Origin of the sequence: Sphaerochaeta pleomorpha str. Grapes, from assembly GCF_000236685.1 — a bacterium.
Lineage (GTDB): Bacteria > Spirochaetota > Spirochaetia > Sphaerochaetales > Sphaerochaetaceae > Sphaerochaeta > Sphaerochaeta pleomorpha.
Genome location: NC_016633.1, coordinates 1,669,588 through 1,694,189 on the forward strand (window position 1 = coordinate 1,669,588; position 24,602 = coordinate 1,694,189).

Here is a 24,602-nt window from a genome sequence, read left to right on the forward strand (position 1 = left end):
ATGCTTGACAGAAAAGAGAAAGGGTTTATAGTACTTATTAGCAAATCGTTTTGCGTTAAATTTGCAATGTCTTGTTTTATGATCCTAAAGGAGGATTCTTATGAAAAAGATTTCTTTGCTATTGTGTGCCCTGATTCTCGCTTCTACCCAGCTTTTTGCAGCAGGAGCCCAGGAGACAGCGGCGAAAAAAGACGTCACCCTTTCGGTGATGTGGTTCAACGATGCCAATGAGTCGGAAGTGTTCATGAACACCATTGCCGACTACCTTGCTGCAAACCCGAATGTAAAGGTTGACCTGCAGGTAGTTGCCTACAGTGATTATGACCAGAAGCTTAAAATGATGATCAGCGGAGGCAATCCCCCGGACGTCGCCCGTATCACCACCAATACACTTTCTGTCGTCGTAGACAGTCTCGAACCCATCGATGGATATGTTTCTGACATCGAGGCTGTAAAGAATAGTTACCTGCCTTCCATGGTTGCCTTTGCCCTCAATAAAGACGGAAAACTTGCAGCCTACCCCACTGAGGCAACGGCAAACGGCATGCTGGTCAACAAGACAGCCTTTGACAATGCAGGAATCGATGTCGATGCGGTTAGCAAAACCTGGGACTGGGCCGAATGGGAGACCATCGCCAAGAAAGTCGTAGCAGCCAATCCCAAGATGAACTATGGCCTTGCCCTTGACTTCTCCGCCCATCGCTTCTCCACGTTGCTGTATCAGCAGAACGGCCATTTCCTCAATGCCGACCAAACTGCCATGGATTTCAATAATCCCGGTACTATCGACGCACTTAATCTGGTCAAACACCTGCAGGACACTAATCTTGTTCCCAAGAGCGTCTGGCTTGGCTCGGAAAATCCTGCTGAACTCTTCCAGGCTGGGTTGGTAGCCTGTCATATCGGAGGAAGCTGGAACATCAACACATACAATAAGAATGTCAAGGATTTTGAGTGGAAAGTCGTTCCGATGCCCAAGGGCAAAATCAATTCATCTGTTCCCGGCGGTAAGTTCGTCGCATCCTTTAAAGGAAGCGCCAACAAGGTCGAAGCACAGAAGCTCATGGCAGCATTTGCAGACAAAGAACATACTGCAAAATATTGTCGTGACACCTTCAACCTCTCTTCCCGTGTCGACACCCAGATTACCTATCCTTCCAACAGTGCTGATTTCGAAACGTTCCTCGCAGAGTTGAAAACCACCCCTGCTTTCACTGCAAACGAATGGAAAAACACAAGCTTCAGCAAGGCGAATTCCTATATCAAGGAACAGATCGCCCAAGTGTTGCTTGGCAACCTAACCCCTGAGCAGGCTGCAGAAAATGTAAATGCAAAGGGCAATACCTACTTCAAATAACCTCCCATATTGCCTTCCCTTTCTTTTATAAAGGGAGGGCAATTCTCCCTTTCATTCCCTGCAGATACCCTTTTGCAGTAGCGGAATACCTATGAAAAAACACGTAAACGGAAATTTCCACCAAACTTTGACCCCGTTGCTTTTCCTGCTTCCCAATATGCTTATCTTTGTAGTTTTCATCATCATCCCGGCTGTTCAGGGATTGAGGATGTCCTTCACCGAATGGGGTGTATTTACCGAGCCTACCTTTATCGGATTTGCAAACTTCAAGGAGCTTACCCACGACGAGGTTTTCTGGACAACCTTTTTCAACACGCTGACATTCTCGGTTTTTGTCGTTGCCTTGCTTATCGTCTATTCCATGGTTTTGGCCCTGTTACTCAACAGGAATGCCCACAAAGGGGAAAAGGTATTCCGCTCTTTGTTTTACATTCCTTCGCTTTTGAGCATGATCACCGTTGGTATCGCATGGCGCTTTATCCTTGGGGATGAGATGGGCATTATCAACTACCTGCTCAAAGCCTTCGGACAGCAGAGCATCCACTGGCTGACAGACAGTACCCTTTCCATGGCAAGTGTCATACTCGTTTCAGTCTGGGCTGGGGCAGGCTATTACATGGTCATTCTCATTGCCGGTCTGCAATCTATTCCCACCGAGCTCTATGAGGCTGCAAAGATAGATGGCTCGTCTGCTCCAAAGACGTTCTGGTACATTACCCTGCCTATGCTCAAGAGTACACTTCTGGTTGTCTTGGTTTTGGCAACTATCAGTTCTTTCAAAGCCTATGAACTTATCTTTGTTATGACCAAGGGGGGACCGGGGTATGCCACAAAACTCATTGTGCAACAGGTTTACCAGGTCGCTTTTATGGAAGACCGCATGGGCTATGCAAGTGCTATGAGCATTGTCCTGATGTTACTAATCAGCATTTTTACCGTGTTGCAGTTCAGCATCAGCGGAAAGGAGCAGGACTATGAATAGAAACAAAGGTTCAAACATCCTCTGGTATGGGTTGCTGGTCCTGATGGCTTGCGGTACGTTGTTTCCGGTCATTTGGGTTGCCTCCTCTTCATTCAAACCACAAAATGAACTATTTACTGTGCCTTTGACACTGATACCCGAGACCTGGACACTGGAAAACTATAGCGAGGCTTTCAGGCAGGGGAACTTTTTGGTCTATTTTACCAATACCGTCTTTGTCTCAGTGGTCTCCACCATTATCACGGTTTTAATCAATGTGATGGCAGGCTATGCCCTGGCGAAATATATATTCCCAGGCCGCAGCCTCATTTTCACCGTTATGATTTCAACGCTCATGATTCCGCTTCAAGTCATCATGATCCCAATTTTTCTCCAGCTCAAACGGCTAGGGATGCTCAACAGCCTGTGGGGCATTATAATTCCCCCGGCAGCGACCCCTACAGGGGTGTTCCTTGCCCGCCAGTACCTGGTGACACTCCCTGATTCCCTCATTGAGGCAGCCCGTATAGACGGAGCGAAGGAATGGTATATTTTTCAGAAAATCATCCTTCCTATGAGCAAACCGGTTATTGCCACCATTGCCATTTTCTCCTTCATGTGGAGATGGAATGACTATCTCTGGCCGTTGGTGGTCATAACCGATAACCGCAAACAGACTATCCAGCAGGCCTTGGCAAATTTTGTCGGTCAGCTCCAGATTAATTGGTCGAGCCTTCTGGCCATGACTACCATTGCTATCATTCCGGTCATCATTGTGTTCCTGGCCTTCCAGAGGTTCTTCTTCTCAGGTATTACGGCGGGATCGGTAAAAGGTTAACCTATGAAACATATCATTTACTCACTTACTTCTTGCACCCTGGATAAAGATCATACCGTATTGGCGACTGGCTCAGGCGGTATGCTCAGCATTCGGTTCTATTCCAGCGAAATCGTGAAGGTTTCCTATCTGTTTGAAGGCATTTCTATCGACCCTACGCTTGCCTGCTCAAGTGCTTACATGACAGAACCCTCACAAAGCCTAGTGTTTCACGAAAATCTCTTTTTGGAAGAAGAACCTACACTCTTTCGTATAACCTGTGAAGAGACTACGGTAGAAATTGAGAAATCACACGCTTTGGTCAGTATTTACCATAAAGGGGTGCTCCAACATGGGGGAAGACTTGGCAATGCCGATACGGTCGTACCCTCCTACCAGGTGCGGTGTTTTACCAAGGGAGGGGAAACGGGTTCGTTTTCCCGGTTCAATTTTCCCCTTTCCGGGGACGATGAGTTCTATGGCCTCGGAGACAAAAGCGGGTTTCCCAACCGTCGGGGCCGTCGATTTGCAATGTTCAACCGTGACTCTTTGGGCTATGATGCCTCCAATTCCGACCCCCTGTACAAGTCGATACCTTTTTTCCTGAAGGTAAATACCAAAGAGCAGGTTCTCTGCGGGTTGCTGTTCGACCAGACTCTGGTGAGAAATATTGACCTAGGTATGGAAAGTCCCTATTACTTCTCTGTAGAAAGCGATGGCGGTCCGTATTCCTTTGTTACTTTCCTCGGCCAGGGCTACCAGAGGGTTTTGTTCAATTACTACTGCATGACAGGATTTCCTTCCCTGCCTCCCCTGTTCAGTTTTGGGTTTTTCGGTTCCTCGATGAACTATGCAGAACCTGATGATGCCCAGCAGAGAATCCTGGACTATTTTGCCACGATCGAGAAACATCATATTCCCTGCGAAGGGATGTATGTGTCTTCAGGCTATTTGAAATCACCGCAAGGGAAGCGCTATGCCTTTTTATGGAACCGTAAGAAGTTTCCCGACTACCGCCAGTTTCTTACTTCTCTCTCAAAGAGGGGTTACAACCTGTGCATGAATATTAAACCGGGCATTCTCACTACCCACCCCTGGTATGGCCAATTGGAAGAAAAGGGCTATTTCATCCAAGACAGTAACGGACAAGCGTATCGCGAGTTTTTCTGGGGTGGAGAGGCTTCGTTCATAGACTTCAACAACCCTGAAGCAAAAGAATGGTGGAAGTCGCAGTTGAAAGAACAATATCTCGACCATGGTTGTACGGGCATCTGGAATGACAACAACGAGCTCGAACTTGAGGATATGGAGCTCGATGCCTATAAGAGCAAGGCTGTCTATGCGGTGAGGATGGCTGAGGCTTCCTTTGAGGTATTCAAGGAAAAACATCCCGATAAAAGGCCTTGGGTCTATTCGCGAAGCGGTAGTTGCGGAATCCAACGATTTGCCCGTACGTGGTCGGGAGACAATGTAAGCGACTGGAAAACACTGAAGTACAACCAGTATATGGGAATCGGGTTCGGTCTTTCAGGCCTTCCCTATTTCGGCCATGACCTGGGAGGGTTTTTCGGCTCTTTCCCTGAGGAAGAGTTGCTGGTGCGTTCCTGCCAGTCTGCAGTGTTCCAGGGGCGGTTTGTCATCCATTCTTGGAGGGAGGATGGCAATCCGACTGAACCTTGGTCTTATGCTACCGCCCTGGACCCGATCCGTTCCCTTATCGAGGAGCATTACCGGTTCATGCCCTACATCTACAGCTGCGCCTTTGAGGCAGCCTTGGAGGGTAAGCCTTTGGAACGGTCGTTGCACTTGGAGTTCCCCCAGGATGAGGCTATCAAGGGGAATGAGGTCAACTCGATGTTTGGGCCTTCTATCCTGAAAGTTTTGGTTACAGACAAAGGCAAAGAAACTGCAACAATATACCTACCGAAGGGAGTTGCCTGGTTCAATGCCGAAAGCGGGAAACGAACTGAAGGCGGTGTGGAGCTTACGATTCCGTATCCTTGTGATGGCAAGGTCAGATGGTTTGCACAAGAAGGATCTGCCATTGCTACGTCTCCTTTTCTCAAGCATCTGGACAAGGGTCTGTTCGACGTTGTAGAGTTCCTTATTTTCCCGATGACTAAAAAGGGAATAACAAGGACAACTACATACAGGGAAGATGATGGGCAGACAAGTCTGGATCTAGGGGCCTTCAATGAATGGGATTGTACGGTAGGGGATTCTTCCTTGGTTATGACCAAAAAGAAATCGGGGATAAGCGGTACGGGAAGGATTTTTCGATTTGTTGTGCCGGAAGGCTACACCATTGAAAACAAAAACTTTGCCCCAGAGAGAGTTATGACTTCGGAATCAGTAACGATTCATTTTTTCAGAACAATCGAGAGGTGACAAAGCCCTGTATAGGCTTTACACTAAATTTACCAAATCAAGGAGGGGGAGATGAGTTCACCTGTCACCATCATGGATGTCGCGAAACGGGCAAAGGTCTCCCCTGCTACGGTTACCCATACACTCAATGGGAAGCGTCCTGTCGGAGAAGAGACCAAAGCAAAAGTGCTCAAGGCAATTGATTCCTTGGGATATGTGCCTTCCTGGAACGCCTCAAGGATGAAACAAGGGAAATCGGGAATAATCGGCTGCCTTGCAGCCGATATCACCGAAACATTCGTCAACCAGATTGTCCGTGGCATTGAGCATGGACTGAGCGGTGGTGAATATTCCCTGTTCTTTGTCTCGGGCATTGAGTTTGGACATGACTTGAAGCGAGCATATGAGTTCCTCAAGAGCCACAAGGTCGATGGGATCCTGTTCTGTCATCACATTCCCCTCTGGCAGGATTTTTCCATCGATACGAAGAATGCTGACATTCCGATAGTATCGGTAAACATGGACACCCCGAATATGATTTCAGTGATTCCCGATAACTGCAACGGTGGTTATCAGGCTGCAGATCATCTATTTGGCTGCGGTATGCGCCACCCTGCCATGATTTGCGGACCTGAGGACAGGCTATCGGTCAAAGACCGTTTGTCTGGGTTCAAGAACCGGGTACGGGAACAGGGGTTGCCGTTCGATGAGACTGCCTTATATTTCGGTCCCTATGACTACGACCATGGTTTTACGGCAGCAAAGGACCTGATGGACTCGCATCCCCTCACCGATGGCATTTTCTGCGCAAATGATTACATTGCCGCAGGGGTTATTGCCAGGTTACAACAAATGAATATTGAAGTTCCCAGGCAAGTGCGGGTTTTGGGGTTTGACAACCGTGACTTCTCATCATTCTGGAACATTCCCATAACAACCTTTGAGCTTCCCCTGCAGGAGATGGGTATGCTGGGTATGAGCTTGCTGAGAAACTGCATAGATACCGGCACGTACATTCAAGAGAAACGGGTACTGCAATCGAAGCTGATACCCAGGAAGAGTACCAGGGGATAACCTTCCTTACAGGTTTTTGACGTACAGAAAACAATGCTGTGCTAGCATTTATATTGTGGTCATGTGCTGAAGGGAATAATATAAAACCAGAAAGGTCTTCAAAACAAAAGATGACTGATGATTTTACAATAAATGCCAGGAAACCGTTCCTTCCAAGGTATATATTTTACCCAGGAACGGACGCTCCCTTTTTGATCGAAACCCATTTCCTATTACCCTGTGGCATACTTTGAAAAGCTGAGATAGCTATTGTGCATTCCCGTTCTGCCAGAAAAGAGGCGGCTCCCTTGAAAATCTTGCCTAGAGACAGGAAATATCTGCAGGCAACCATTTTATGATACAAAGCTGGTTCAATTTGAAAAAACCGTAGCAAAGGTTTTCGATTTTTCCCAATATCCCATCACTACTGATTCTCAAGAACTATAGTAACTGTTCAAGCAACTTTTTTGCCTCAAGGATATCCTTAATCTGTTCTTCTCCAGAAATTTCCCGTTCAATAGTAATAGAACCGTCGTACCCGACTTCTTTCAATTTGGCAATAAATCGCGGATAGTCGACTTTGCCTTTGCCAAGGGGAACCTCTGCTCCCAATCGATGGCCATCAGTCGGATACTCGCCATCTTTTCCATGGACGCCCCTGACATACTTCCCAAACACATCCAAGGCATCAATGGGATTCGCTTTCCCATACATTAACAAATTAGCCGGATCAAGGTTGACCCCTACATTCTCACTGCCCAGATCCTGTAGGACCCGTTTCAGAGTCACAGGTGTCTCTTGTCCAGTTTCAAAAAGAAAATATTGACCGTTGGTTTTACATTTTTCGACTAAAGGCCTTAAAGCAGCTAGTACTTCAGCATAGACAGCATCATTAGGATTCTCACTCAGGAATCCTACATGGGTAACGACATCCCTGACTTGGATTTTCTTTGCAAAATCACAACCCTGCAATAAGATTTCCAGCCTTTGTGCCCGATAAGCTGTCGGTACAAGGCCTAAAGTAAGGGGGCCATCGTAGAAATCCCATACTTTGGGACCGTCCCATCCGCACCAGAAAGCAGTTATTTCCATTTGCTGAGAAACAACGGCCTTGTTGATTTTATCCGCCATAGCATCGGTGAAGGCGAGATGGTCCCAACATACCAGCTGGCAATTATCCATTCCCATTTCCTTGACCTCTACAAATTTTGCTTCAATATCTGTACCACTTTCCATGGTTACGATTACACCGATTTTCATATGATTTCCTCCTGATAATTAGCCCTTTACAGAACCTGCTGTTACACCACTGATAATTTTTCTTTGCATCAATGCGAAGAATAAAAGACTAGGGACCATGGACATGACAATACCGGGAAGTGCATGCTCCCAGTCGGCTGTCTGTGCAGAAAACCTCATATACAGGGAATTCTGAATATTCATCGCCGCTACTTTTCCCCCGACGATCAATTGGTTGGTTATTATATCGTTCCAAGTTGCCAATGCATCCAGAACTACAACCGTTACCAGAATCGGTTGCAATAGAGGAAGGACTATCTGGACATAGGTCCTCAGTTTTCCTGCTCCATCAATGCAAGCCGCTTCCTCCAGTTCAAGGGGAACGGTTTTTACAAAACCATGGATCATGAATACAGCCAAAGGGACACACAATCCAGTAGAAACAAGAATATACCCGATTCTAGTACCAGAGAGACCAACGGAACTGACAATTCTGGTTAGGGAAATCATATAAGATTGGAAGGGCACCATCATTGGCATGATGATTGCGAGAAAACAAACCCTGCTGAAAGCAGTCTTCGTCCGCGAGAGTTTGTAGGCACTCATCGGGGCAACCAGCAAAATCAAGACCACTGTAGAAACCGTATATAAAACAGTATTTCCCATCAAAGGGGTAAATTGAAACTTCACCCAAGTCTCTACGTACATTTTCAGCGACCATTGCTTGGGCAGGGAGAGAAAATGCTGCAACATATCATTATAGGGTTTGAAGGAATTTATGAATATCAACAGTAATGGTAGTAACCAAAAAATAGAGGCTAAAAGTATAAGTATTTTTCCAACAGATACTTTTTTACGACGTCTGATCATGCCTCAACCTCCTTGCTTTTGGTAATCTTCATCTGTATAAGCGTAACCAAAAGAACGAATACGACAAATATCAAGGACTTTGAGGTGGCCATTCCATAATTGCTCTTTGTAAAAGCTTCTTTGTAAATATTATACGCAACGGTTACCGTTGAATTTGCCGGTCCCCCTTTAGTAAAAACCAGAATAATATCAAACAGCTTGAAGGCAAACGTAAGGGAGGTGAGCAAGCAGATACTAATCGCGGGCATAATCATCGGCAACGTTACATGCCTGAATCGTTGCAATACATTTGCCCCGTCGATCGTAGCGGCCTCGATCAATTCCTGGGGCACAGACATTAACCCTGCGATATAATTGATCATATAAAAACCCAAGGTCTGCCAGACTGTCATGACAACAATGACAATGAATGAATTTCCAGGGTCTCCCAGCCAGCTCATACCAAACAACTCTATTCCCGTCAATTCATAAAGGGAATCAAAGCCAGGGCCAAGGATAAATTTCCAGATAAGACCAATAGCCGTGAGGCTGATGATATAAGGGATGTAGTACAAGGCCCTGCCAAGATTGGAAGTGGTCTTATTCTGTTGCAGGGCTAGCGCGACAGCCAAAGAAGCAATGTTTACGATAATCACATAAAATACGGAGAATCTGAGAGTAAACAAGCCTGATTTCCAAAAAAGCGTATCGCCTGTAAAAATATTGATGAAATTATCAAAACCTACAAACGTTATCGACTTGCCTATACCATTCCAGTCAAAAAAGGAGTAGTACAAGTTCATGAAAAACGGAATATCGGTTGCAAACAATACAAATGCCAAAGCTGGGAAAACGAATAGACCAAATATAAATTTGTCGGATATTTTAGTTTGTTTCATTGTTCTCTTTTTTTATGTACGATGGCTGCACCCCATTCATGGGATACAACCATCGAAAATCTAATTATTTGGCCCCATCCCAAAACTGCTGAAGATTCTTGATGACTTCTTTCTCTGACATTTGCCCAATCATATAGGCCTGGAGGTTTCCACCAAGAAGATCATAATACCCCAAGGGAGTACTGGTATGTATCCAGCTATTGGTTTTCCCGTCACTCAGGTAGGCACTTGCATCGTTAGCCAGATATCCTTTTATCTTCATATCGGTCTTTGCCCCAGGGACAGCCCCGACACCTTCACTCATCCATTTCTGACCTTCAGGAGAAGAAAGAATAAATTCTTCATATTCCTTGGCAAGTTCCAAATGCTTGGAATCCTTGTTCACAATATAGGTCCAGTTACAGGAGGATAAAAGGGTGGCATCTTCGCTCTTATCACTTACAGGGAACGGCAAGAACGCAAGGTTAGCTGCTGGATTGAAGGAATCCAAGGTCGACTGGCACCAATCGCCCATATGGATGATGGCAGCCTGGTTGTTTGCAATCTTATTTTCCGAGGTCTCCCAATCTACTTCCAGTGGTTTCTTGACTCCATATTTCATTACAAGGTCCAGGAACCTAAAAAGGTTGTGGATATTTTTCATATCTGCAAACTTCAATTGCCCATTATTGATTTTCTCAACTACACCTTTTGCACCAATGCTCTTATCCATCATGAAATGGGTGGCAACCTGCCCAAGAACCCAGGTTTCCTTAGAAGCAAGCGCAAAAGCAGGAATTCCTTTCGCATTCAATTTAATACAAGCCTGTTCCAGTTCATCCATAGTTTGGGGCAACTGGGTAATACCAGCCTGTGCAAACAAATCCTTATTATAAATCAGACCCATATTCTCAAAAGTCCAAGGGAGTGACATAACGTTGCCTTGTGCATCGAGGCCCGTATCCAATGCCGACTGTTTGAATTTGGCAAGTACAGTGCCATCATTTGACCAGTTATAGGCGTATTCGTAGTAATTCCTGGCTTGGGTTCCCGATTCAACATCGAATACATCCGGTATATCATTCGAGTTGACCCTTGACTGCAGGAGAGCCTGGGAATCATTGGCAGCATGTTGTACTTCAATCTTTACCCCCGGATGACTTGCCTCAAACTTCTTTACCATTTCGGCATATTGCTCCAAGCCATAAGCATGGGCATCAAATACCTGAAGAACAACAGCCTCAGGACCTGCTACGTTAGTGGTTTGTTCCGAACCTGTTTCTTTCTGTCCATTTGCAGAAACTCCCACCAGAACACAAACCAATACCAATAAAAACACAAAGCCTTTTTTCATTCCTTCCTCCCTTTCAATCTCCTCAAGAGATTGGATATCATTGTTTCTCTATGAACTTTTGCTCCTTGAATACCAGTCTTACTGCTTCAATTCCATCGGCAAGGGTAGCCTGTCCAATAGGTTTTCCCTCGGATAAACATTCAATAAAATATTTGATTTCCGAATAATAAGGGCCGATACTTTCGATATTGATCTCTGTCGATCCTTTAGAAGATCTATTTTCCTGTAAGGGTAAAGGAAAGCTGGTCTCTCCTTCTAAAGATTCAAACATAACCGTGGGTTTTTTCTTACTACTGAATTGAAGCGTCCCACGTTCAAAAGAGGCCTTGAAATAGGCTTCGAACGGGACATCGGGGGAAACATCCCAAAGGGCTTCAGCAGTTGCATGAACAGAACCGAATTGATAGCTGGTTATCACATGGTTTACCAAACCCGTAGAAAGTTTTTCCGCCTTGACCGAAATCGAGGAAGGAATACCCAAAAGGTATTGAAGAAAATCTACGTCATGCACATGCAAGTCGAGCATCACAGAACCACTCTTCTTTTCATCATGGAACCAATCCTCGAAACCCCAAAGAACGTCACCGCCCTTTCGTCCCATTTCAATAGATTGTAATTTTCCATAGAAATCGGTTTCAGTGATTTGTTTGAGATACTTATATTCCTCAAAGAATCTTAAGACTTGTCCAATCATTACCTTTGCACCTGTTCGCTTTTGAGCATCCAACAACCTTGAGCAATCCTCTTCGGTTATACAGACAGGTTTCTCAATTAAAACGCCAAGTCCTTTTTCCATTGCCTGGATGGCATGGTCAGTATGCAAGTAACTGGGAAGACAGATGTGTACGGCATCTATTTCTTCTTTATCAATTAGATCAAAACCCATCGAATACGTAGTAGCCTCAGGCCACAGCTCCTTGGCTTTGTCCAGGAAATCCTTCCTGCAGTCAGCTAGTGCAACAACTGCAACGGCATGGTCTTGGGATAAAGCCTTCAAGGCTTTGTTGTGCGTGCTTCCCATGCCGCCACATCCGATAAGTCCTATCTTCAACACAGTATTCTCCTTTAATTAATAAGTCCATTGTCTTTACTAATTAAAATAATTGTATGGCTATGTTTTTGATTTGTCAACCTTTATATTTTTACAGAAAGTCGAAAAAATGAATCACCCAATATTATGGCCAGCAATACTGCGTTTTTATTAAAAATTCTTTTATCGCAATGAACAGTCTTTCTGATTTAACCTATGAATAAAGCATTGTTTGATGTGTCAGAAAAATCGTAATAGGCATCAAAGAAATAACGCATTGCACCCTTGAGGTAGGAACTGCTATCAAGATTGGTATAGCGGATAAGAGTATAGTCGGACATCTGGCTGAATCCTTGTTCATGCAATGAGGTTTGAACCTGGGAAAGAAACAAATCGCCCAGATGCTGGCACTTGCCTCCAAGAACTATTAGACGGGGATTTATGATGCAGACTACGTTCCGTAAGGCCTGTGCAAAATCCGTAGCCAAGGAAATGATTACTTTTTTTGCAGTTTCACTTCTCTTTTCCATGGCAGAACCCAAATCCTCATAGGTCAGATATTCCGGAATTTCTTCCTGTGTATTTTCAGAGAATTGTTTAAACCGTTTCGATAAATTGCATTCCCCGATTTCGTTTTCCAGGCAACCTTTGTTTCCACAGGCACAGGGAGCACCATCAGGATCGATTGAATAATGTCCAAATTGCGTAAAGGCACCATTGGCCTTACCTAGCATTTTACCTTGGACAAACAGCGTAGCCCCGATACCGAGATTGAAATTAATGAAAGCATAATCCTGCACCTGGATATCGGTGTAGATTTTCTCTGCGTACGCATAACATGCGGTGTCCTGAAGGATTGCCAGCGGATATTGCTTACAGGCGTTATGTATTTTTTCATAGATTACTTTGGCATTCGTGTCATACAGCCCCAAGGTAGTGGAGTAAAGCACATTATGGAAGGAGTCTATCATTCCAGGCAACACCAAACAACAACCCAGGATTTTATCCTTGAATGCTTTTCTGATGCAAATTGCCCTAAGATTCTTTATCGTTTCCGGAATAAACTGGTCTTTGTCTTGAATATGCTCAATTTGGGAGAATACTATATCTCCATTGAGATCAACGACATGGAAAACTATGGTATTTCTGCTCCAGGTAATTACAGGGACAAAATGGCTTCTCTCTTTGACAAACAGGGACGAAGGACGCCTTCCAACCGTTTTGGTTACCTGTTTACCGGTATCCTCAATAAACGACTGCGCTATAAGTTCTTCAACCAAACTCGATATGGTTGTTTTGCTCAAGGAAAGCCGTTTGGCAATTTCTGCACGCGAAATGCCTGCTTCGTCCCATATGAGAGAAAAAACTGCTTTCATGTTTTTTGCTTTCATTACCTGTTGGTTCAGCAGTTCCAATTTTCCACTCCCTCATTGTAGGCATTTGATTTTCTTGCCGCTGCATCTCTACGTGGACTGCTGGCATTGCTCAAGGTATCACAGAAATGAGATCCTGACACATCCTTCACCACTACCCTTTCTTTGATACTTTTGAAATTATATCATACTTTCCCTATTATTTCGCTGGAGAATCAAGAGAGCCTTAAAACAGATAATTTTGCAGTTCGGGATACTGTTTAATCCTTACCCCCCTTTTGCCCTTCTTTACCGTAGTCTGCATGGGTTTTGAAAGAGCCCGGCTTTTCTTTCATTCATAATCCCTTGCCGTACTTCCCTGCTGGATCAGCATAATTGTCCAGATAATGCCAATTCAAAATCACCTCTATAGTTCAGCAATTGGCTTTGATACACCCAAAGAAGGGACAAAGGAACTAGACGCTTTTTTTTTATGAAAATCTTTCACTGGGAAATTGGCTCCCCCCTTTCAGGGAGAGCCAATTGTTGTAAGTCATCATTGTCAGATACAAGCAGAACCTTTTAGTAGAGTAGGAAGATTCCCTATCTGCCGCATCGAAAAACTTCCCATCAATATGCTAGCTATTGATAGAATCCAGGTAATATTGGTAGGCTTCCTTGTCCGTAAAGCCTTCATGTACGATCTTGCCGATAGAAAGGACCATTTCCAGGCTATGTTCGCTCTGGAAGATGTTGCGACCCATATCAAGTCCGCGGACTCCACCCCTAATTGCATTGTAGGCCAAGGACAAAGCCTCGGGTTCAGGGAGTTTCTTCTCACCAGCAACTACTTCCTCAAAATTCTCACAATAATAGGTCTTGATGATATTGACACCCATTTCGGCGACAATACGCGTGGCAAGCTTGAAGAAACGGTCGGTCCGTTCCATGGCTTTGCCTACGGCCACGGCACCGATGAACGTCTGCACAGCAACGCAATCTGCGTTCATGCGGATAGAGTCTCCCATATCGACAGCATCACTTCAGGGCTCAAGTCCTCATTGATTATGGACGAACAGGACGAAACCCTCAAGGCGATTGCGTTCTTGCAATCGGGGGAAATGCAGGTGCGAAGCGCACCGCGTGTTCCCATCAATACATCAACAGCGGGCAAGAGTTTGGGAATAACCAGGTCCAGGCGTTCCAGCCCTGCAGTCGATCCCATGAAATATCCATGATTGAAGGCAAACATGACTGTATTCCCGCTCTTAGGATCAAAGATATTGGACAAATGTTTCTTCACTCCCCAATCCAGATTATTACAACCCTTCACATAGAATGCCTTCTGGTTACCAAATGCGGTATCGATCTGGTAATCCTTGGCAACTTTCAATCCATCTTTATCAGCCATTTTGCTTATTCTCCTTCAATGAAGGAATGGCCATCGCAAGGCGATAGCCATCCCTGTAATACATACTCTTAGAAATTGTAATTGTTCATGTTGGCTTTGGTGAATTCTTCTACCATACCGATGTCTGGTACGTCGATCTTGTCTCCGACCTTGAGGGTGTTTCCGCTTGCAAGGTAGTAAGCGAGGTAACAACCCAAAGAACCCTGTACCTTACAATCCCAGAGACCCCAACGGGTGAGTACACCGGCGTTGCAATAGTCTTTCATGGAATTAGGACTGGCGAAACCAGTGATGGAAACGTCATTGGCATCCTTTTTCAGATTCTGTGCAGCCTGAGCTTGACCAGGAAGCGCCATCAGGATTGCTTCACTGGCAATCTGCCAGGAATTCTGGTCGGCTACGTTAGCCTGTGAATAGTGCCATGTATATTTGATTGTATCTTGCCAAGGATTTCAGGAGTTCCCTGTGATACCATGACAGTTCGGGCATCGCCAGAAACATCAGAATCCCAAGTCACAACCTGTAAACCGGCTTTCTTTGCATCACGCATGATGTCATCAAGACCTGTGGCATCGACAGAGGATACACAGATAGCATCTGCACCGCTGTTGATTGCATTGTCAATGACTGTGACCTGTTTGGCTACAAAAGCCTCGGGGCTACCGTCATACTTTACGGTATATCCATGGTTGGCTGCGTATTCTTGGGCACCGACATTTGCTGATTCGAAGAAAGCGTTACCGGTAAGTTTGGGAACAAACACAACGGCAAGGAGGATAATCAGATAGAACCAGGTAAAAGAGTTGAGAAACCCATCCTCGGCAATCCACTGGAAGACCGCCTCATAGGACTCTCTTTGGAAACACCTAAGTCCCTTGACAATATCATAGGGGTTGCAGCGGGAATTCCCAAGGTCGAAGCAATCAAAGCAGTGCTGAGAGGAAACTACCTTGATGTATTGATCACTGATATTGCGACTGCAGAAAGATTACTGGAGGAATCTGATGAGTAATCGGTACCTATTGGCCTTGAATACGGCATGCATTCTACGGCTGAAACGGACCATCAGTCTGCGATTTACGGGACAGATTCCGTTAGTGCGGGACAAAGCCCACTAGACATTACATCCGACAGGGTTGTTTTATCAGAATTATTTACCGTTTTGACCTACAGCAATAAAAAGCAAATATCCGTTGTCCACTATCTCTCTAGTAATGGCATCTCCCAATACCCTTGAGCCAAGTTGTGAGAAAGAAATCATCAACAATCTTCTGCTCCCAGTTCCTGGACGGAAGCTGGTATACCCGACATGGCAGAGCCGAAAACCTGCTGGCATTCCCTGCTAGACAGGATCAAAGTACAACGCCTACAAGATAAACATCAGAGCTGTGCGGTTGATGAAAACCATAACAGGTCAATACGTGAGCTCTATGGATTGAAACTGAGGAATCGCAGTACAGGCCGTTTTGCTTCGGCTCCGACTGTTTCGAGATGGCTGATGCTACCCCTTTCAGGCTGTTCCACTATAGTTACCCACAACGATGCTGATTGATTTTCTTGAACTGGATTTGTGATTTCCTCTGCATGGTGCAGGCTCTTTAAGCGCACAGAATATTCATTTTGCTTAGAAAGAGACTGTCCCGTCCCGACGGAACAATGTCCCGTTAATCGTAGACTTGCGTCCCGTTTATGACGCAGAATGTACGGCATGTTATCCGCCATATGAGGGCTGCACCCGGTATGGTGACCGAATATGGAAGGAGAAATAGATATTCATTGTTCATGAGAATGAGAAGCAATACAGGTTTGGTGACAGTGGTTCCAAATATCTGATGAAGGGTCCGAGGATGAATTTCGCCATTGTTCAGTTCCAGCCTGGCCTGGATTTCAAGGCACATCTGCATCATGTGATGGAGGAAAACTTCTATATCCTTGAGGGTACTGTCGATATCGTGGTAGATGGTAAGGTCTACACGCTTTCCCCTGGGGAACTCATTCATATTGAGCCGGAAGAAGTCCACTATGTCATCAACAACGGGCCTGATGTAGTAAAGATGATTTCCACCCTTGCCCCGTATAAAGAAGTAGATAAAGTCGATGTGGAGAACTACACGTACCAAGGAAAGTGAATAAAAGGGAAACCCAAGCGCAAAAAAAGATTCCAGTAGCAAAGCCGGAATCTTTTTTCATGTCCAGTTTCTCTATTCTTACACAAAGCTGGTTAGGTTTCGTATTTTTCCTGAATGATAATTTTGCCATATATATGCGCCAACCCAACAGAATCGAGTAAGACCGGGGAGTTTTTCAAGCGTTCCAGGTTTACCGAATCCACCAACATTTCAAGGACCTTGCTGTCCTTCGACTGAGGGCATTGGATATCCAGCTTCTCCAATAGGGATTGGAACCAGGAAATTGCCTCGTGGGGAGTCCCATTGCAAAGCATCCGGGAAATATCTTCGAATATCGCATTGAGATATTCCTGTCCCCTTTTGTCGACGCATTTGTCCAGATTATTAACCATATACCCCCAGACCAAAGGCAAACAGATTGCAACAGCATGCCCGTGGGGGATCTTGAAAACCGACGTCAGCTTGTAGCTCATCGCATGGGGGGCCGTAGTCTGCGTTATGTTTATCGCCCTCCCCGCCCAGTTGGAGGCAAGCAACATCCCTTCGTTGGCTTGCGGCGTATTGAGCAGGTACTGGTTGTAGTGTTCTAGGAACAAGGCTACGGCCTGTTGGGAATATTCCCTGCTCACGGGCGTGGAATTCACCGACCACCACGATTCGATTGCCTGGCAGAGGGCGTCGAGCATAGTACATTTCTTCTGGTAAGGTGGCAATCCATCCAAAACGCTCGGTTCAAGGATTGCATAGGAGGGAACCAGGCTGTCATGGGTGACCGACTGTTTCTCACCCTTGTAATAGATTACCGCGTACCTGGTTGATTCGCTCCCCGTCCCCGCTGTTGTTGGCAAGGCAATCAGGGGAACCTTGTTTTCCTTGTACTCCTGCCTCAGATACAGCGAACCTGACTCCATGGAACTGAAAAGCTTGATGCACTTGGCCACATCGATACTGCTCCCCCCTCCCACGGCAACGATACAGTCGCATCCTTCCTTGCAAAAGAAATCGACTCCCTTGCAGACATCCTCATAACGCGGGTTCGGCCCGAAGGAACTGAATACCGAATAAGGGATTCCCAGGTCCCCAAAGTGCCTGGCAATTGCCAGGGAATTGAACGAGGAACCGCATACCAGCAAAAAATGCTTGCAACGGTATCCTTCCAATACGGTTTTGAGTTTCAGGCAAGAAGGGTCGCCTACAAGGATAGTCTGGGCGCTCATACCCTCAAGGCTCCCATGAAAGCTTCCTTGTTCTGCAGGGGTGTGGTATCGGGGCGCATAAGGTCCTCCCGGGCACCGGTGCTCACGAGTACCTGAATGAGGGCAGGTTTCGCAATGGCGCCGAGACCTGAGGCTAGCAGGACTTCCAGGTCTGCCCTCGTTTTCAAGGTTACGGCACTTGCATATCCACAGGCTTTCGCAATGGTTTCGAGGTCAACCTTTCCTGCAACGGTGGGCATTCCCCCGACCGATTCGTGGGCCTCGTTGTTCAGCACCACGTGGATGAGGTTTTCCGGTTTCATCGTCCCGATGGTAGCCAGCCCACCCATATGCATGAGTGCAGCCCCGTCCCCGTCAAGGCACCACACGGTCTTTTCACTTTCCTGCAGGGCAACTGAAAGCGCAATGGCACTTGCATGACCCATGGACCCTACGGTCAAAAAATTATGCGAGGAGTTTTCCGGTTTGTTTTTCTTGCAATACTCGAACAGCTCCCGCGATATCTTACCGGTGGTGGAGATGACAAAATCGTCAGTCCCCATCCTCTCGGCCAGCAGCCCGATGGCTTCCTCCCTCCCAAGTTCCTCGTCATGCCCCTCAAAGGTACCGCTTCCTTTCTGGAATGCACCCTTACGGACTACCAAAGCTACGCTTTTCCCTTGTGACAGGGAAGAGGAAAATGTTTTTGAGAACTGGTTTATGATATCTTCAAGGGTGGTTTCCTTGCTTACGACCATATGTTCTATACCCAGGACAGACAGCAACTGCTCGGTTATCTCCCCCTGCTTTACATGCTGGGGCTCGTCATGAACCCCAGGCTCACCCCTCCATCCCACCAGGTATATGACAGGGATCCCGTACACGGCTGGGTCTGTGAGGGAGGTGGCAGGGTTCACCGCATTGCCAAGCCCGCTGTTCTGCAGGTAGACAAGGGGAACCTTACCGGTTGCCAGGTGGTAGCCGGCTGCCAGGCCCACGGCATTGCCTTCGTTCACGGAGACGATGTGCCGCTTCGAGTTCACCCCATAGCGCCCATAGACTTCCTCACAGAAGCTCTTCAAGAGGGAATCGGGGACTCCCGTAACGAAACCTACATTGATTGTTTCAAGATAATCCAAAAAAAGGGATGGGTCCAACATGACAAATGCTCCTATTCTGCACCGGGTATCAATGTGATGATATCCTTGATCGACATACAGTTCTCGCTCGCTTCCTTGCACCTTCCGTTTTCCAGTATCAACTGGGCGGTACGCTGCATTGCAGGAAAGGCACTACGGATGAGATGGTTGGCATAGATGACCACGCGTACGTTATGTTTGGCCAGCTCTTCCTCGTAGACGCTATTGAAAGAAGAGGGAACAACCACTATGGGGACATGGGGGAATTGCATCCCAAAGGTATCGCAGAACTCGAATATCTCCGCAGGGTCTTTCTTCCGGCTATGGATCATAACCGCGTCGGCACCTGCACGGACGTAGGCACCCGCCCGTTTCAAGGCGTCCTCCATCCCCTGTTCGAGGATCAGGCTCTCGATACGGGCAATGATCATGAAATCCTTCGTCTGCTGGGCCTGTTTGCCCGCGGTTATCTTCCGGCAGAAATTCTCTATGGAATCCTGTTGCTGGGCAACCTCGTTACCGAACAGGGAATTCCTCTTGAGCCCTATCTTGTCCTCAATAATGACAGCGGACACCCCGATGCGCTCCAGCGTCTTCACGTTGAACACGAAATGCTCGAGCAATCCGCCGGTATCGCCGTCAAGGATGATGGGCTTGGTCGTCACTTCCATGATCTGGTTGATGGTATCGAGGCGGGAGGACATGTCGACTAGCTCGATGTCCGGCTTACCCTTGGCCGTTGAGTCGCAGAGAGAGGAAACCCACATGGCATCGAACCCTTCCAGCCTGTCTCCCTTGACAACCCGCGTATTCTCCACGATGAGGCCGGAAAGCCCGTTGTGGGCCTCAAGCACTCTGACAACCTTCTTGATCCTCAACAGGTTGGAAAGACGGCTCCGCCTGGTTTCGGGCAGGACACCTTGGGAGTCAATCTTGCCCCTCAGCTGCTCAATACTCACCCCTGCAGTATAGGGGTATTCCACCAGTTCCCCGCCCCATTCACCGAGCAGGGCGATGACTTTTTCCCGCATCGTGCTCTGGACCCCGGTCCTCCAGTCATCCCCGTGCACCACGTAGTCGGGTTTGACCTCCCTCAGGTTCTTCTCATAGTCCAGCGTTTCCTGGACCAGGACATGGTCAACACCCTTAAGAGACCCTATAATCCCCATACGCTGCTCTAAGGGCATCAGCGGATAGCGTTTGTATTCGGCGATAGCTTCGTCGGTAAGGACCCCCACATACAGTTCCCCGAGTTCGCTTGCCTTGTTCAGCAAGTTGACATGTCCAACATGGATGATGTCGGCACTCATCGCTACATATACTTTCTTCATCTTTATATCCTATACCTTGAACCCAAGAAGTCCCCTGGCCCTGGCCAGGTCCTCCTGGTTGTCCACTTCCATGCACAGCAAACCTTTTGCATCATAGGTTCCCAACTGAACCCTTCCCAGTATCGAATTGAGGGCATTCTCTGCATATACATTGGTCTGTCCCCCAAGGCAGAAAGAATGTATCGCCCCCTGCCAGGCAGCCCAATCGGTACCGAGAAGCTTATACAGAGGCTGGCATGCAAGGCAACCATCCCCGAACACATCGATGCCTATCTGCTTCACCAGCCCATCGTCACCTATCCTGGCCTTGAAATCCTTCTCGGGAATAGGGGCAAGGGAATCGACGACCACCGTACTCTTGGGAGCCTCCATGACAGACTGAAGAACCTCACCCGAGAACAACAGGTCCCCGTGCATCAGAAGGATATCTGATGGGAAAACCATGCTACAAAGCTTATCCAGTGATACTATGTAATTCGTGGTATCGTATTCCTCGTTATAGACAAACCTGATGGCCATTGAAGGATACTTGTCCTGCAGGTATTGCTTTATCTTGCCTTCGAGATATCCTGTCGTGATGATAATATCGGTTATCCCGCACTCAGCCAGGCGGTCAATCTGCCTTGACAGGAGGGTGTTCCCAGAGTCCAAGGCAACAAGGCATTTTGGATTGCTGGTTGTCAGTTCCTTCAGGCGCGAGCCTTTGCCTGAATTCAATATAATTGCTTGCATTGCTAAAAGACACCCCCATTGAAAAATTCATTTTCGATTCGCATTCACAACCCCAGTTCTTTTTGTTTTGCTGCTAGATAGTCAACAATCTTTTCTCCACTATGTCCGCGAAACTGCCAAGCAGTTTCCTTTGCTTGCAGTCGGTTTTTGGTAAGAGTCTCATTTTGCACAGTATCAAGTAACACCTCTTTGATAGTAGGAAAACTGCTCTCTATCAGCTCAACGCCAATCTCTGGCAAAATCTTAAACTTCCAAGGCTCTTCATCTATACTTCCCCCATCATAAGGCCGATCATCAAAATTCGCATTGACATACAAAAATGGACGATCTAATAAGAAAGAGTAATCAAAAATGACCCCTGAGAAATCTGAAATCATGATATCAGATCGAAAAAGTGTTCCAATATTTTCCCTAGAATAATTCCACTCAAGATTACTACTTGACGCATACCGTCTCTGCAATCTCTCTAAAACAGCTTTCTCTGATTGTATAGATTGAGGATGAGGACGTACAATAATTTGGAAACCGGTCTCCACAAGTGGATCAAGCAAACGCTCTCCATATTTACTCAGAATCCCATTACTTCCCCAAGAAGGAGCTACAAGAACGGTAAATAAGTGGTTCTCATCTGGCTCAAAGGTAGAAAGTTGTTGATTGAGCATATCCAAATACGTGCATCCGACCACAACAAGTTCTTTTTTCGCTATTCCCCGTTGCTCTTCTAAAATGCGAATATGGGCTTCTTGATATGTACCTGAAAGAAATACTGAATCAAAATAATCCAATCCGAAGAGTCTATATGAAGTAGCATCGGCCACAGAATGGAGAACATGGGCATAATGTTTGACCCCCCTTGATCTCTTAAGCTGGTAGACATCAAGGCCTGGGGTGGTCATAAGGCAGATATCAGCCTCAAGAAAGTTCAGACGAGTGAAAGCCTTATTCCCTTCCCCGATAAATTCACCGTTTATATAGGAATATGGGTTCGAAAAGAACGGGTCTTTCTCAGCTGATGTAAAATACATGACAGAAATTTGTCTCTTCTCGAAGGCGTCAAGGATAGGTTTGAAAACACTCCAGTATCGCTCACTCTCAGAGTAGATAACAAAAGGATACCTATTCTTATTTGAAGCAACAGCCTTTCCTCCGGTGAGAAAAAATTTGACCTTTATCAGCGCTGCCTTGGCAACAAAATAGAGCATGGTAACTAAACCAATGATGATAGAGAACAACATACTTCCCGTTCCGGGATCTATATACAACAGCAACATATGTAAAAACCACCTTACTTAACGATAATAGGACTCCAATTAGTTTCAATGGAGATGTCATCATGAACCGTAAAACTTCTTGAATAATCAAAGGAAAATTGGGTTCCAAGGTTTTTCTTGGGATCCCAGGAACCGGTATAAACCTGGACCTTTTGCTTCTGGACACTTTCTAGAAGGTTCTTTCCCGTAAATGGGTTCACTTTCGAAACTTCTAGATTTTCAATGGCGAGCTGAGGAAGGTCAGCATTGGTCATAAAAGTGGAATCTGTCCTTAGTCTATCTTTTGAATTGAAATCCTTAACGAGAAGCAAGGGGTTATACCTACTATAGTCGTTCATGGCATTATCGAAATCTTTAAATAGCGGGTTGAATAAATCCTTGCCGTGGTCCGCAACGATAAAAATACGAGTATTATCATACATCCCGTCTTTTTTTAATTTTTCAAGCCATATGCCAATACGCTTGAGGGCAGCAACATAGACATGGTAGGTGGCAATATCTTTTTCACTAAGCCTAGTCATTTCATCAAAAGGAGTAGAGATATCTGTTACCCTACTTCGTGGTTCATACTCCGGAGCCTGTAAGAAGACCGGGCTATGAGCTGTTTGATTATCTATAAATGTATAGGTGTTTCCTTCGGCTGTATAATCAGTAATGGAATCCAGATAATAAAGAGTCGAATATGAATTTAAAAAAATATCAATATCTTGCGAATTTTCATCCACTAAGAAATATCTGCCAGTATCATATATCGTTTTTCTAAGCAAAGGTGCCAGGGCCTTCATCAGGGAAAACATAGGAAGACGCTTTTTTATGATTTTGCTTTCAGCATTTGTATTCCAATCCAAGACGTCACTGAAATCTTTCTTATATTGGACAGCATATTTTCCTTGAATATTCATTACCTTAATTTCAGGATATGGCTTGAAAGGAGTATAATCACCTTCCCACTTATAATTACAGAATGGAGGATCAGTTACGGTGACAGAATATCCTGCATCGAGAAAAAGCTTAGGCAAAACGAGGGTAGCCTCATTATGTTTATCTACAAGTTTTTCGTTATCCCGTTTATTGATTTCTCCTGGGGTATACTCATAGCCTCCCATCATTGCAGGGGCCCCATATAAAGTATCAGTACCAAAGGATACAGTATTCGGGTAATAAACAAATCCATCCAGCTGTTCTCTCAATTCTGGAATTTGTTCAAGGGCATAGGGGAAATAAGCATTAATAGCGCGATCAAGGAAGAGAACTACTACGTTCTTTCCTTCTTTTGAAAGATGAAAAACAGGTTTCAATCCCTCTACATCACTTCCTTTTGCTTGATTTTCCAACACATTCTGTTTGTGTTCCGTAAATTCCTTCTGAATGGTCATAGTATTCAACATACTTGCAGCTAAAGTGGTGATGGAAAGAATGAGGAACAAACCAGAGAGGATTTTATACCGTCGTTGCTTTACAAGCACCCCACATATGATAAAACATATCACTCCCACCAAAAAAGGAATTACTATAAGAGAGAGAGACGGGGTCAATACTGTAGGATTCTCAAACTCAAGATGAGTACTTACAGTCCCATAATTCCCTCTGAACAAAAACACATTGAAAAGCGATACGAGGGATAAGCACGCAAACAGATATGCAATTATGGCTTTTGCTTTCTTCGAAGCTAACGCATAGATGGCTGAAGGCCAAACACAACAGATTCCAAAGAAAATGATAGCAGTTGAATACACATAGGACAAAGGGTTTTCCACATTACCGAGAAATGAGAATTCAATAGTTGAAGATGAAATAAGGTTGGAAGGAATTAAAAGCCCACAAAGGGCCCAAAGAATAAGACAAGAAAGAACAAACAGGAGATTCCTTCCTTTACGATTCTCTGCAAGGCTAGCAAGAAACGTAATATACATAAAATCAATGAAACGGAGAAACAAAGGGATAATAAGTATTGCGATACACCCTCCGATAAGTACTATTCTATTGGCAAAAGATAAGGAGGGGTGTGCAATACTAATTGCGACAGTTATTCCAATAGATGCAAAAACAGCACAACCATATAAGGCCTTGAGAGGACTCTTCAACCTATAGAAACAATTCTTTACCAGCGAGAAAATATTATTCAAAGTCCAGTAA

General features: G+C 45.6%; 25 protein-coding genes. 9 read left to right on the forward strand and 16 right to left on the reverse strand.

Annotated features, from left to right (window positions below; genetic code table 11):
• Positions 1-100 precede the first annotated feature (100 nt).
• From SPIGRAPES_RS07665 to SPIGRAPES_RS07685, 5 genes are all read left to right on the forward strand, one after another.
• Positions 101-1,357 carry an ABC transporter substrate-binding protein gene (locus SPIGRAPES_RS07665; protein ID WP_014270201.1) on the forward strand — a complete coding sequence of 419 codons (1,257 nt, stop codon included), beginning with the start codon at positions 101-103 and terminating at the stop codon, positions 1,355-1,357.
• Between the two features lie 91 nt (positions 1,358-1,448).
• The gene (locus tag SPIGRAPES_RS07670; protein WP_014270202.1) at positions 1,449-2,339 is read left to right on the forward strand and encodes a carbohydrate ABC transporter permease; all 891 of its coding nucleotides are present in this window, start codon (positions 1,449-1,451) and stop codon (positions 2,337-2,339) included.
• Positions 2,332-3,156, forward strand: a complete 825-nt coding sequence (locus SPIGRAPES_RS07675) for a carbohydrate ABC transporter permease (protein WP_014270203.1) — start codon at positions 2,332-2,334, stop codon at positions 3,154-3,156. Before SPIGRAPES_RS07670 ends, SPIGRAPES_RS07675 begins: the two co-directional genes overlap by 8 nt.
• Positions 3,157-3,159: 3 nt before the next feature.
• The gene (locus SPIGRAPES_RS07680) at positions 3,160-5,523 is read left to right on the forward strand and encodes a glycoside hydrolase family 31 protein (RefSeq protein ID WP_014270204.1); all 2,364 of its coding nucleotides are present in this window, start codon (positions 3,160-3,162) and stop codon (positions 5,521-5,523) included.
• A gap of 51 nt (positions 5,524-5,574) precedes the next feature.
• A complete protein-coding gene (locus SPIGRAPES_RS07685; protein WP_014270205.1) occupies positions 5,575-6,576 on the forward strand; it encodes a LacI family DNA-binding transcriptional regulator in 1,002 nt (333 codons plus the stop codon).
• Positions 6,577-6,996: 420 nt separating this feature from the next.
• Here SPIGRAPES_RS07685 and SPIGRAPES_RS07690 read toward each other — a convergent pair whose 3' ends face one another.
• The 10 genes from SPIGRAPES_RS07690 to SPIGRAPES_RS17330 all read right to left on the reverse strand — a co-directional run bounded on the left by SPIGRAPES_RS07690 (position 6,997) and on the right by SPIGRAPES_RS17330 (position 15,431).
• Positions 6,997-7,815 (reverse strand): sugar phosphate isomerase/epimerase family protein, encoded by an 819-nt coding sequence (locus SPIGRAPES_RS07690; RefSeq protein WP_014270206.1) that lies wholly within the window; start codon positions 7,813-7,815, stop codon positions 6,997-6,999.
• Positions 7,816-7,833: 18 nt separating this feature from the next.
• Entirely contained in the window at positions 7,834-8,547 is a 714-nt protein-coding gene (locus SPIGRAPES_RS07695; RefSeq protein WP_245535481.1) for a carbohydrate ABC transporter permease, read from the reverse strand.
• Between the two features lie 113 nt (positions 8,548-8,660).
• Positions 8,661-9,446: a carbohydrate ABC transporter permease gene (locus SPIGRAPES_RS07700; protein ID WP_245535482.1), complete on the reverse strand. Its 786-nt coding sequence runs from the start codon at positions 9,444-9,446 to the stop codon at positions 8,661-8,663.
• 160 nt (positions 9,447-9,606) lie between these two features.
• Complete coding sequence (locus tag SPIGRAPES_RS07705; protein WP_014270209.1) at positions 9,607-10,875, reverse strand: ABC transporter substrate-binding protein; 1,269 nt, start codon at positions 10,873-10,875, stop codon at positions 9,607-9,609.
• A 37-nt stretch (positions 10,876-10,912) separates the two neighbouring features.
• Positions 10,913-11,929, reverse strand: a complete 1,017-nt coding sequence (locus SPIGRAPES_RS07710; RefSeq protein ID WP_014270210.1) for a Gfo/Idh/MocA family protein — start codon at positions 11,927-11,929, stop codon at positions 10,913-10,915.
• Positions 11,930-12,114: 185 nt separating this feature from the next.
• Entirely contained in the window at positions 12,115-13,320 is a 1,206-nt protein-coding gene (locus SPIGRAPES_RS07715; protein WP_014270211.1) for an ROK family transcriptional regulator, read from the reverse strand.
• A 575-nt stretch (positions 13,321-13,895) separates the two neighbouring features.
• On the reverse strand, positions 13,896-14,267 hold the full coding sequence (locus tag SPIGRAPES_RS17315) for a beta/alpha barrel domain-containing protein (RefSeq protein ID WP_245535483.1): 372 nt from the start codon (positions 14,265-14,267) through the stop codon (positions 13,896-13,898).
• Positions 14,264-14,668, reverse strand: coding sequence for a beta/alpha barrel domain-containing protein (locus SPIGRAPES_RS17320; protein ID WP_245535484.1), 405 nt, complete (start codon positions 14,666-14,668; stop codon positions 14,264-14,266). The genes SPIGRAPES_RS17315 and SPIGRAPES_RS17320 overlap by 4 nt, the downstream gene beginning before the upstream one ends.
• A gap of 68 nt (positions 14,669-14,736) precedes the next feature.
• A complete protein-coding gene (locus SPIGRAPES_RS17325; protein ID WP_050805758.1) occupies positions 14,737-15,024 on the reverse strand; it encodes a hypothetical protein in 288 nt (95 codons plus the stop codon).
• A gap of 41 nt (positions 15,025-15,065) precedes the next feature.
• The gene (locus SPIGRAPES_RS17330) at positions 15,066-15,431 is read right to left on the reverse strand and encodes a substrate-binding domain-containing protein (RefSeq protein WP_050805759.1); all 366 of its coding nucleotides are present in this window, start codon (positions 15,429-15,431) and stop codon (positions 15,066-15,068) included.
• Between the two features lie 66 nt (positions 15,432-15,497).
• Here SPIGRAPES_RS17330 and SPIGRAPES_RS16825 point away from each other — a divergent pair, with 66 nt between their 5' ends.
• The 3 genes from SPIGRAPES_RS16825 (at position 15,498) to SPIGRAPES_RS07730 (ending at position 16,797) form a co-directional block, all read left to right on the forward strand.
• A complete protein-coding gene (locus SPIGRAPES_RS16825; protein ID WP_281047916.1) occupies positions 15,498-15,680 on the forward strand; it encodes a sugar-binding domain-containing protein in 183 nt (60 codons plus the stop codon).
• A 297-nt stretch (positions 15,681-15,977) separates the two neighbouring features.
• Positions 15,978-16,220 carry a hypothetical protein gene (locus tag SPIGRAPES_RS17010; RefSeq protein WP_155816681.1) on the forward strand — a complete coding sequence of 81 codons (243 nt, stop codon included), beginning with the start codon at positions 15,978-15,980 and terminating at the stop codon, positions 16,218-16,220.
• 280 nt (positions 16,221-16,500) lie between these two features.
• Positions 16,501-16,797: a cupin domain-containing protein gene (locus SPIGRAPES_RS07730; protein WP_281047913.1), complete on the forward strand. Its 297-nt coding sequence runs from the start codon at positions 16,501-16,503 to the stop codon at positions 16,795-16,797.
• A gap of 92 nt (positions 16,798-16,889) precedes the next feature.
• Here SPIGRAPES_RS07730 and SPIGRAPES_RS07735 read toward each other — a convergent pair whose 3' ends face one another.
• Genes SPIGRAPES_RS07735 through SPIGRAPES_RS17335 form a run of 6 tightly spaced genes read right to left on the reverse strand, consistent with a single transcriptional unit; the run spans position 16,890 to position 23,842 of the window.
• Positions 16,890-18,014 carry a phosphonoacetaldehyde reductase gene (locus SPIGRAPES_RS07735; RefSeq protein ID WP_014270213.1) on the reverse strand — a complete coding sequence of 375 codons (1,125 nt, stop codon included), beginning with the start codon at positions 18,012-18,014 and terminating at the stop codon, positions 16,890-16,892.
• On the reverse strand, positions 18,011-19,153 hold the full coding sequence (gene aepY / locus SPIGRAPES_RS07740) for a phosphonopyruvate decarboxylase (protein WP_014270214.1): 1,143 nt from the start codon (positions 19,151-19,153) through the stop codon (positions 18,011-18,013). The genes SPIGRAPES_RS07735 and aepY overlap by 4 nt, the downstream gene beginning before the upstream one ends.
• A gap of 11 nt (positions 19,154-19,164) precedes the next feature.
• On the reverse strand, positions 19,165-20,463 hold the full coding sequence (gene aepX / locus SPIGRAPES_RS17230) for a phosphoenolpyruvate mutase (RefSeq protein ID WP_014270215.1): 1,299 nt from the start codon (positions 20,461-20,463) through the stop codon (positions 19,165-19,167).
• A gap of 9 nt (positions 20,464-20,472) precedes the next feature.
• The gene (locus SPIGRAPES_RS17235) at positions 20,473-21,195 is read right to left on the reverse strand and encodes a phosphocholine cytidylyltransferase family protein (RefSeq protein WP_014270216.1); all 723 of its coding nucleotides are present in this window, start codon (positions 21,193-21,195) and stop codon (positions 20,473-20,475) included.
• A gap of 44 nt (positions 21,196-21,239) precedes the next feature.
• On the reverse strand, positions 21,240-22,466 hold the full coding sequence (locus tag SPIGRAPES_RS07755) for a CDP-glycerol glycerophosphotransferase family protein (protein WP_014270217.1): 1,227 nt from the start codon (positions 22,464-22,466) through the stop codon (positions 21,240-21,242).
• Between the two features lie 14 nt (positions 22,467-22,480).
• Positions 22,481-23,842 (reverse strand): sulfatase-like hydrolase/transferase, encoded by a 1,362-nt coding sequence (locus SPIGRAPES_RS17335; RefSeq protein ID WP_245535486.1) that lies wholly within the window; start codon positions 23,840-23,842, stop codon positions 22,481-22,483.
• Positions 23,843-24,266: 424 nt separating this feature from the next.
• Here SPIGRAPES_RS17335 and SPIGRAPES_RS17340 point away from each other — a divergent pair, with 424 nt between their 5' ends.
• Entirely contained in the window at positions 24,267-24,557 is a 291-nt protein-coding gene (locus tag SPIGRAPES_RS17340) for a hypothetical protein (RefSeq protein ID WP_245535487.1), read from the forward strand.
• Positions 24,558-24,602 lie beyond the last annotated feature (45 nt).

What these genes read in the sequence shown, in the direction of transcription:
- SPIGRAPES_RS07665 (WP_014270201.1), top strand. Translation starts at nt 101, where the DNA reads ATGAAAAAGATTTCTTTGCTATTGTGTGCCCTGATTCTCGCTTCTACC.
- SPIGRAPES_RS07670 (WP_014270202.1), top strand. Translation starts at nt 1,449, where the DNA reads ATGAAAAAACACGTAAACGGAAATTTCCACCAAACTTTGACCCCGTTG.
- SPIGRAPES_RS07675 (WP_014270203.1), top strand. Translation starts at nt 2,332, where the DNA reads ATGAATAGAAACAAAGGTTCAAACATCCTCTGGTATGGGTTGCTGGTC.
- SPIGRAPES_RS07680 (WP_014270204.1), top strand. Translation starts at nt 3,160, where the DNA reads ATGAAACATATCATTTACTCACTTACTTCTTGCACCCTGGATAAAGAT.
- SPIGRAPES_RS07685 (WP_014270205.1), top strand. Translation starts at nt 5,575, where the DNA reads ATGAGTTCACCTGTCACCATCATGGATGTCGCGAAACGGGCAAAGGTC.
- SPIGRAPES_RS07690 (WP_014270206.1), bottom strand. Translation starts at nt 7,815, where the DNA reads ATGAAAATCGGTGTAATCGTAACCATGGAAAGTGGTACAGATATTGAA.
- SPIGRAPES_RS07695 (WP_245535481.1), bottom strand. Translation starts at nt 8,547, where the DNA reads ATGTTGCAGCATTTTCTCTCCCTGCCCAAGCAATGGTCGCTGAAAATG.
- SPIGRAPES_RS07700 (WP_245535482.1), bottom strand. Translation starts at nt 9,446, where the DNA reads ATGAACTTGTACTACTCCTTTTTTGACTGGAATGGTATAGGCAAGTCG.
- SPIGRAPES_RS07705 (WP_014270209.1), bottom strand. Translation starts at nt 10,875, where the DNA reads ATGAAAAAAGGCTTTGTGTTTTTATTGGTATTGGTTTGTGTTCTGGTG.
- SPIGRAPES_RS17315 (WP_245535483.1), bottom strand. Translation starts at nt 14,267, where the DNA reads ATGAACGCAGATTGCGTTGCTGTGCAGACGTTCATCGGTGCCGTGGCC.
- SPIGRAPES_RS17320 (WP_245535484.1), bottom strand. Translation starts at nt 14,668, where the DNA reads ATGGCTGATAAAGATGGATTGAAAGTTGCCAAGGATTACCAGATCGAT.
- SPIGRAPES_RS17325 (WP_050805758.1), bottom strand. Translation starts at nt 15,024, where the DNA reads ATGGCGCTTCCTGGTCAAGCTCAGGCTGCACAGAATCTGAAAAAGGAT.
- SPIGRAPES_RS17010 (WP_155816681.1), top strand. Translation starts at nt 15,978, where the DNA reads ATGGCAGAGCCGAAAACCTGCTGGCATTCCCTGCTAGACAGGATCAAA.
- SPIGRAPES_RS07730 (WP_281047913.1), top strand. Translation starts at nt 16,501, where the DNA reads ATGAAGGGTCCGAGGATGAATTTCGCCATTGTTCAGTTCCAGCCTGGC.
- SPIGRAPES_RS07735 (WP_014270213.1), bottom strand. Translation starts at nt 18,014, where the DNA reads ATGAGCGCCCAGACTATCCTTGTAGGCGACCCTTCTTGCCTGAAACTC.
- aepY (WP_014270214.1), bottom strand. Translation starts at nt 19,153, where the DNA reads ATGTTGGACCCATCCCTTTTTTTGGATTATCTTGAAACAATCAATGTA.
- aepX (WP_014270215.1), bottom strand. Translation starts at nt 20,463, where the DNA reads ATGAAGAAAGTATATGTAGCGATGAGTGCCGACATCATCCATGTTGGA.
- SPIGRAPES_RS17235 (WP_014270216.1), bottom strand. Translation starts at nt 21,195, where the DNA reads ATGCAAGCAATTATATTGAATTCAGGCAAAGGCTCGCGCCTGAAGGAA.
- SPIGRAPES_RS07755 (WP_014270217.1), bottom strand. Translation starts at nt 22,466, where the DNA reads ATGTTGCTGTTGTATATAGATCCCGGAACGGGAAGTATGTTGTTCTCT.
- SPIGRAPES_RS17335 (WP_245535486.1), bottom strand. Translation starts at nt 23,842, where the DNA reads ATGACCATTCAGAAGGAATTTACGGAACACAAACAGAATGTGTTGGAA.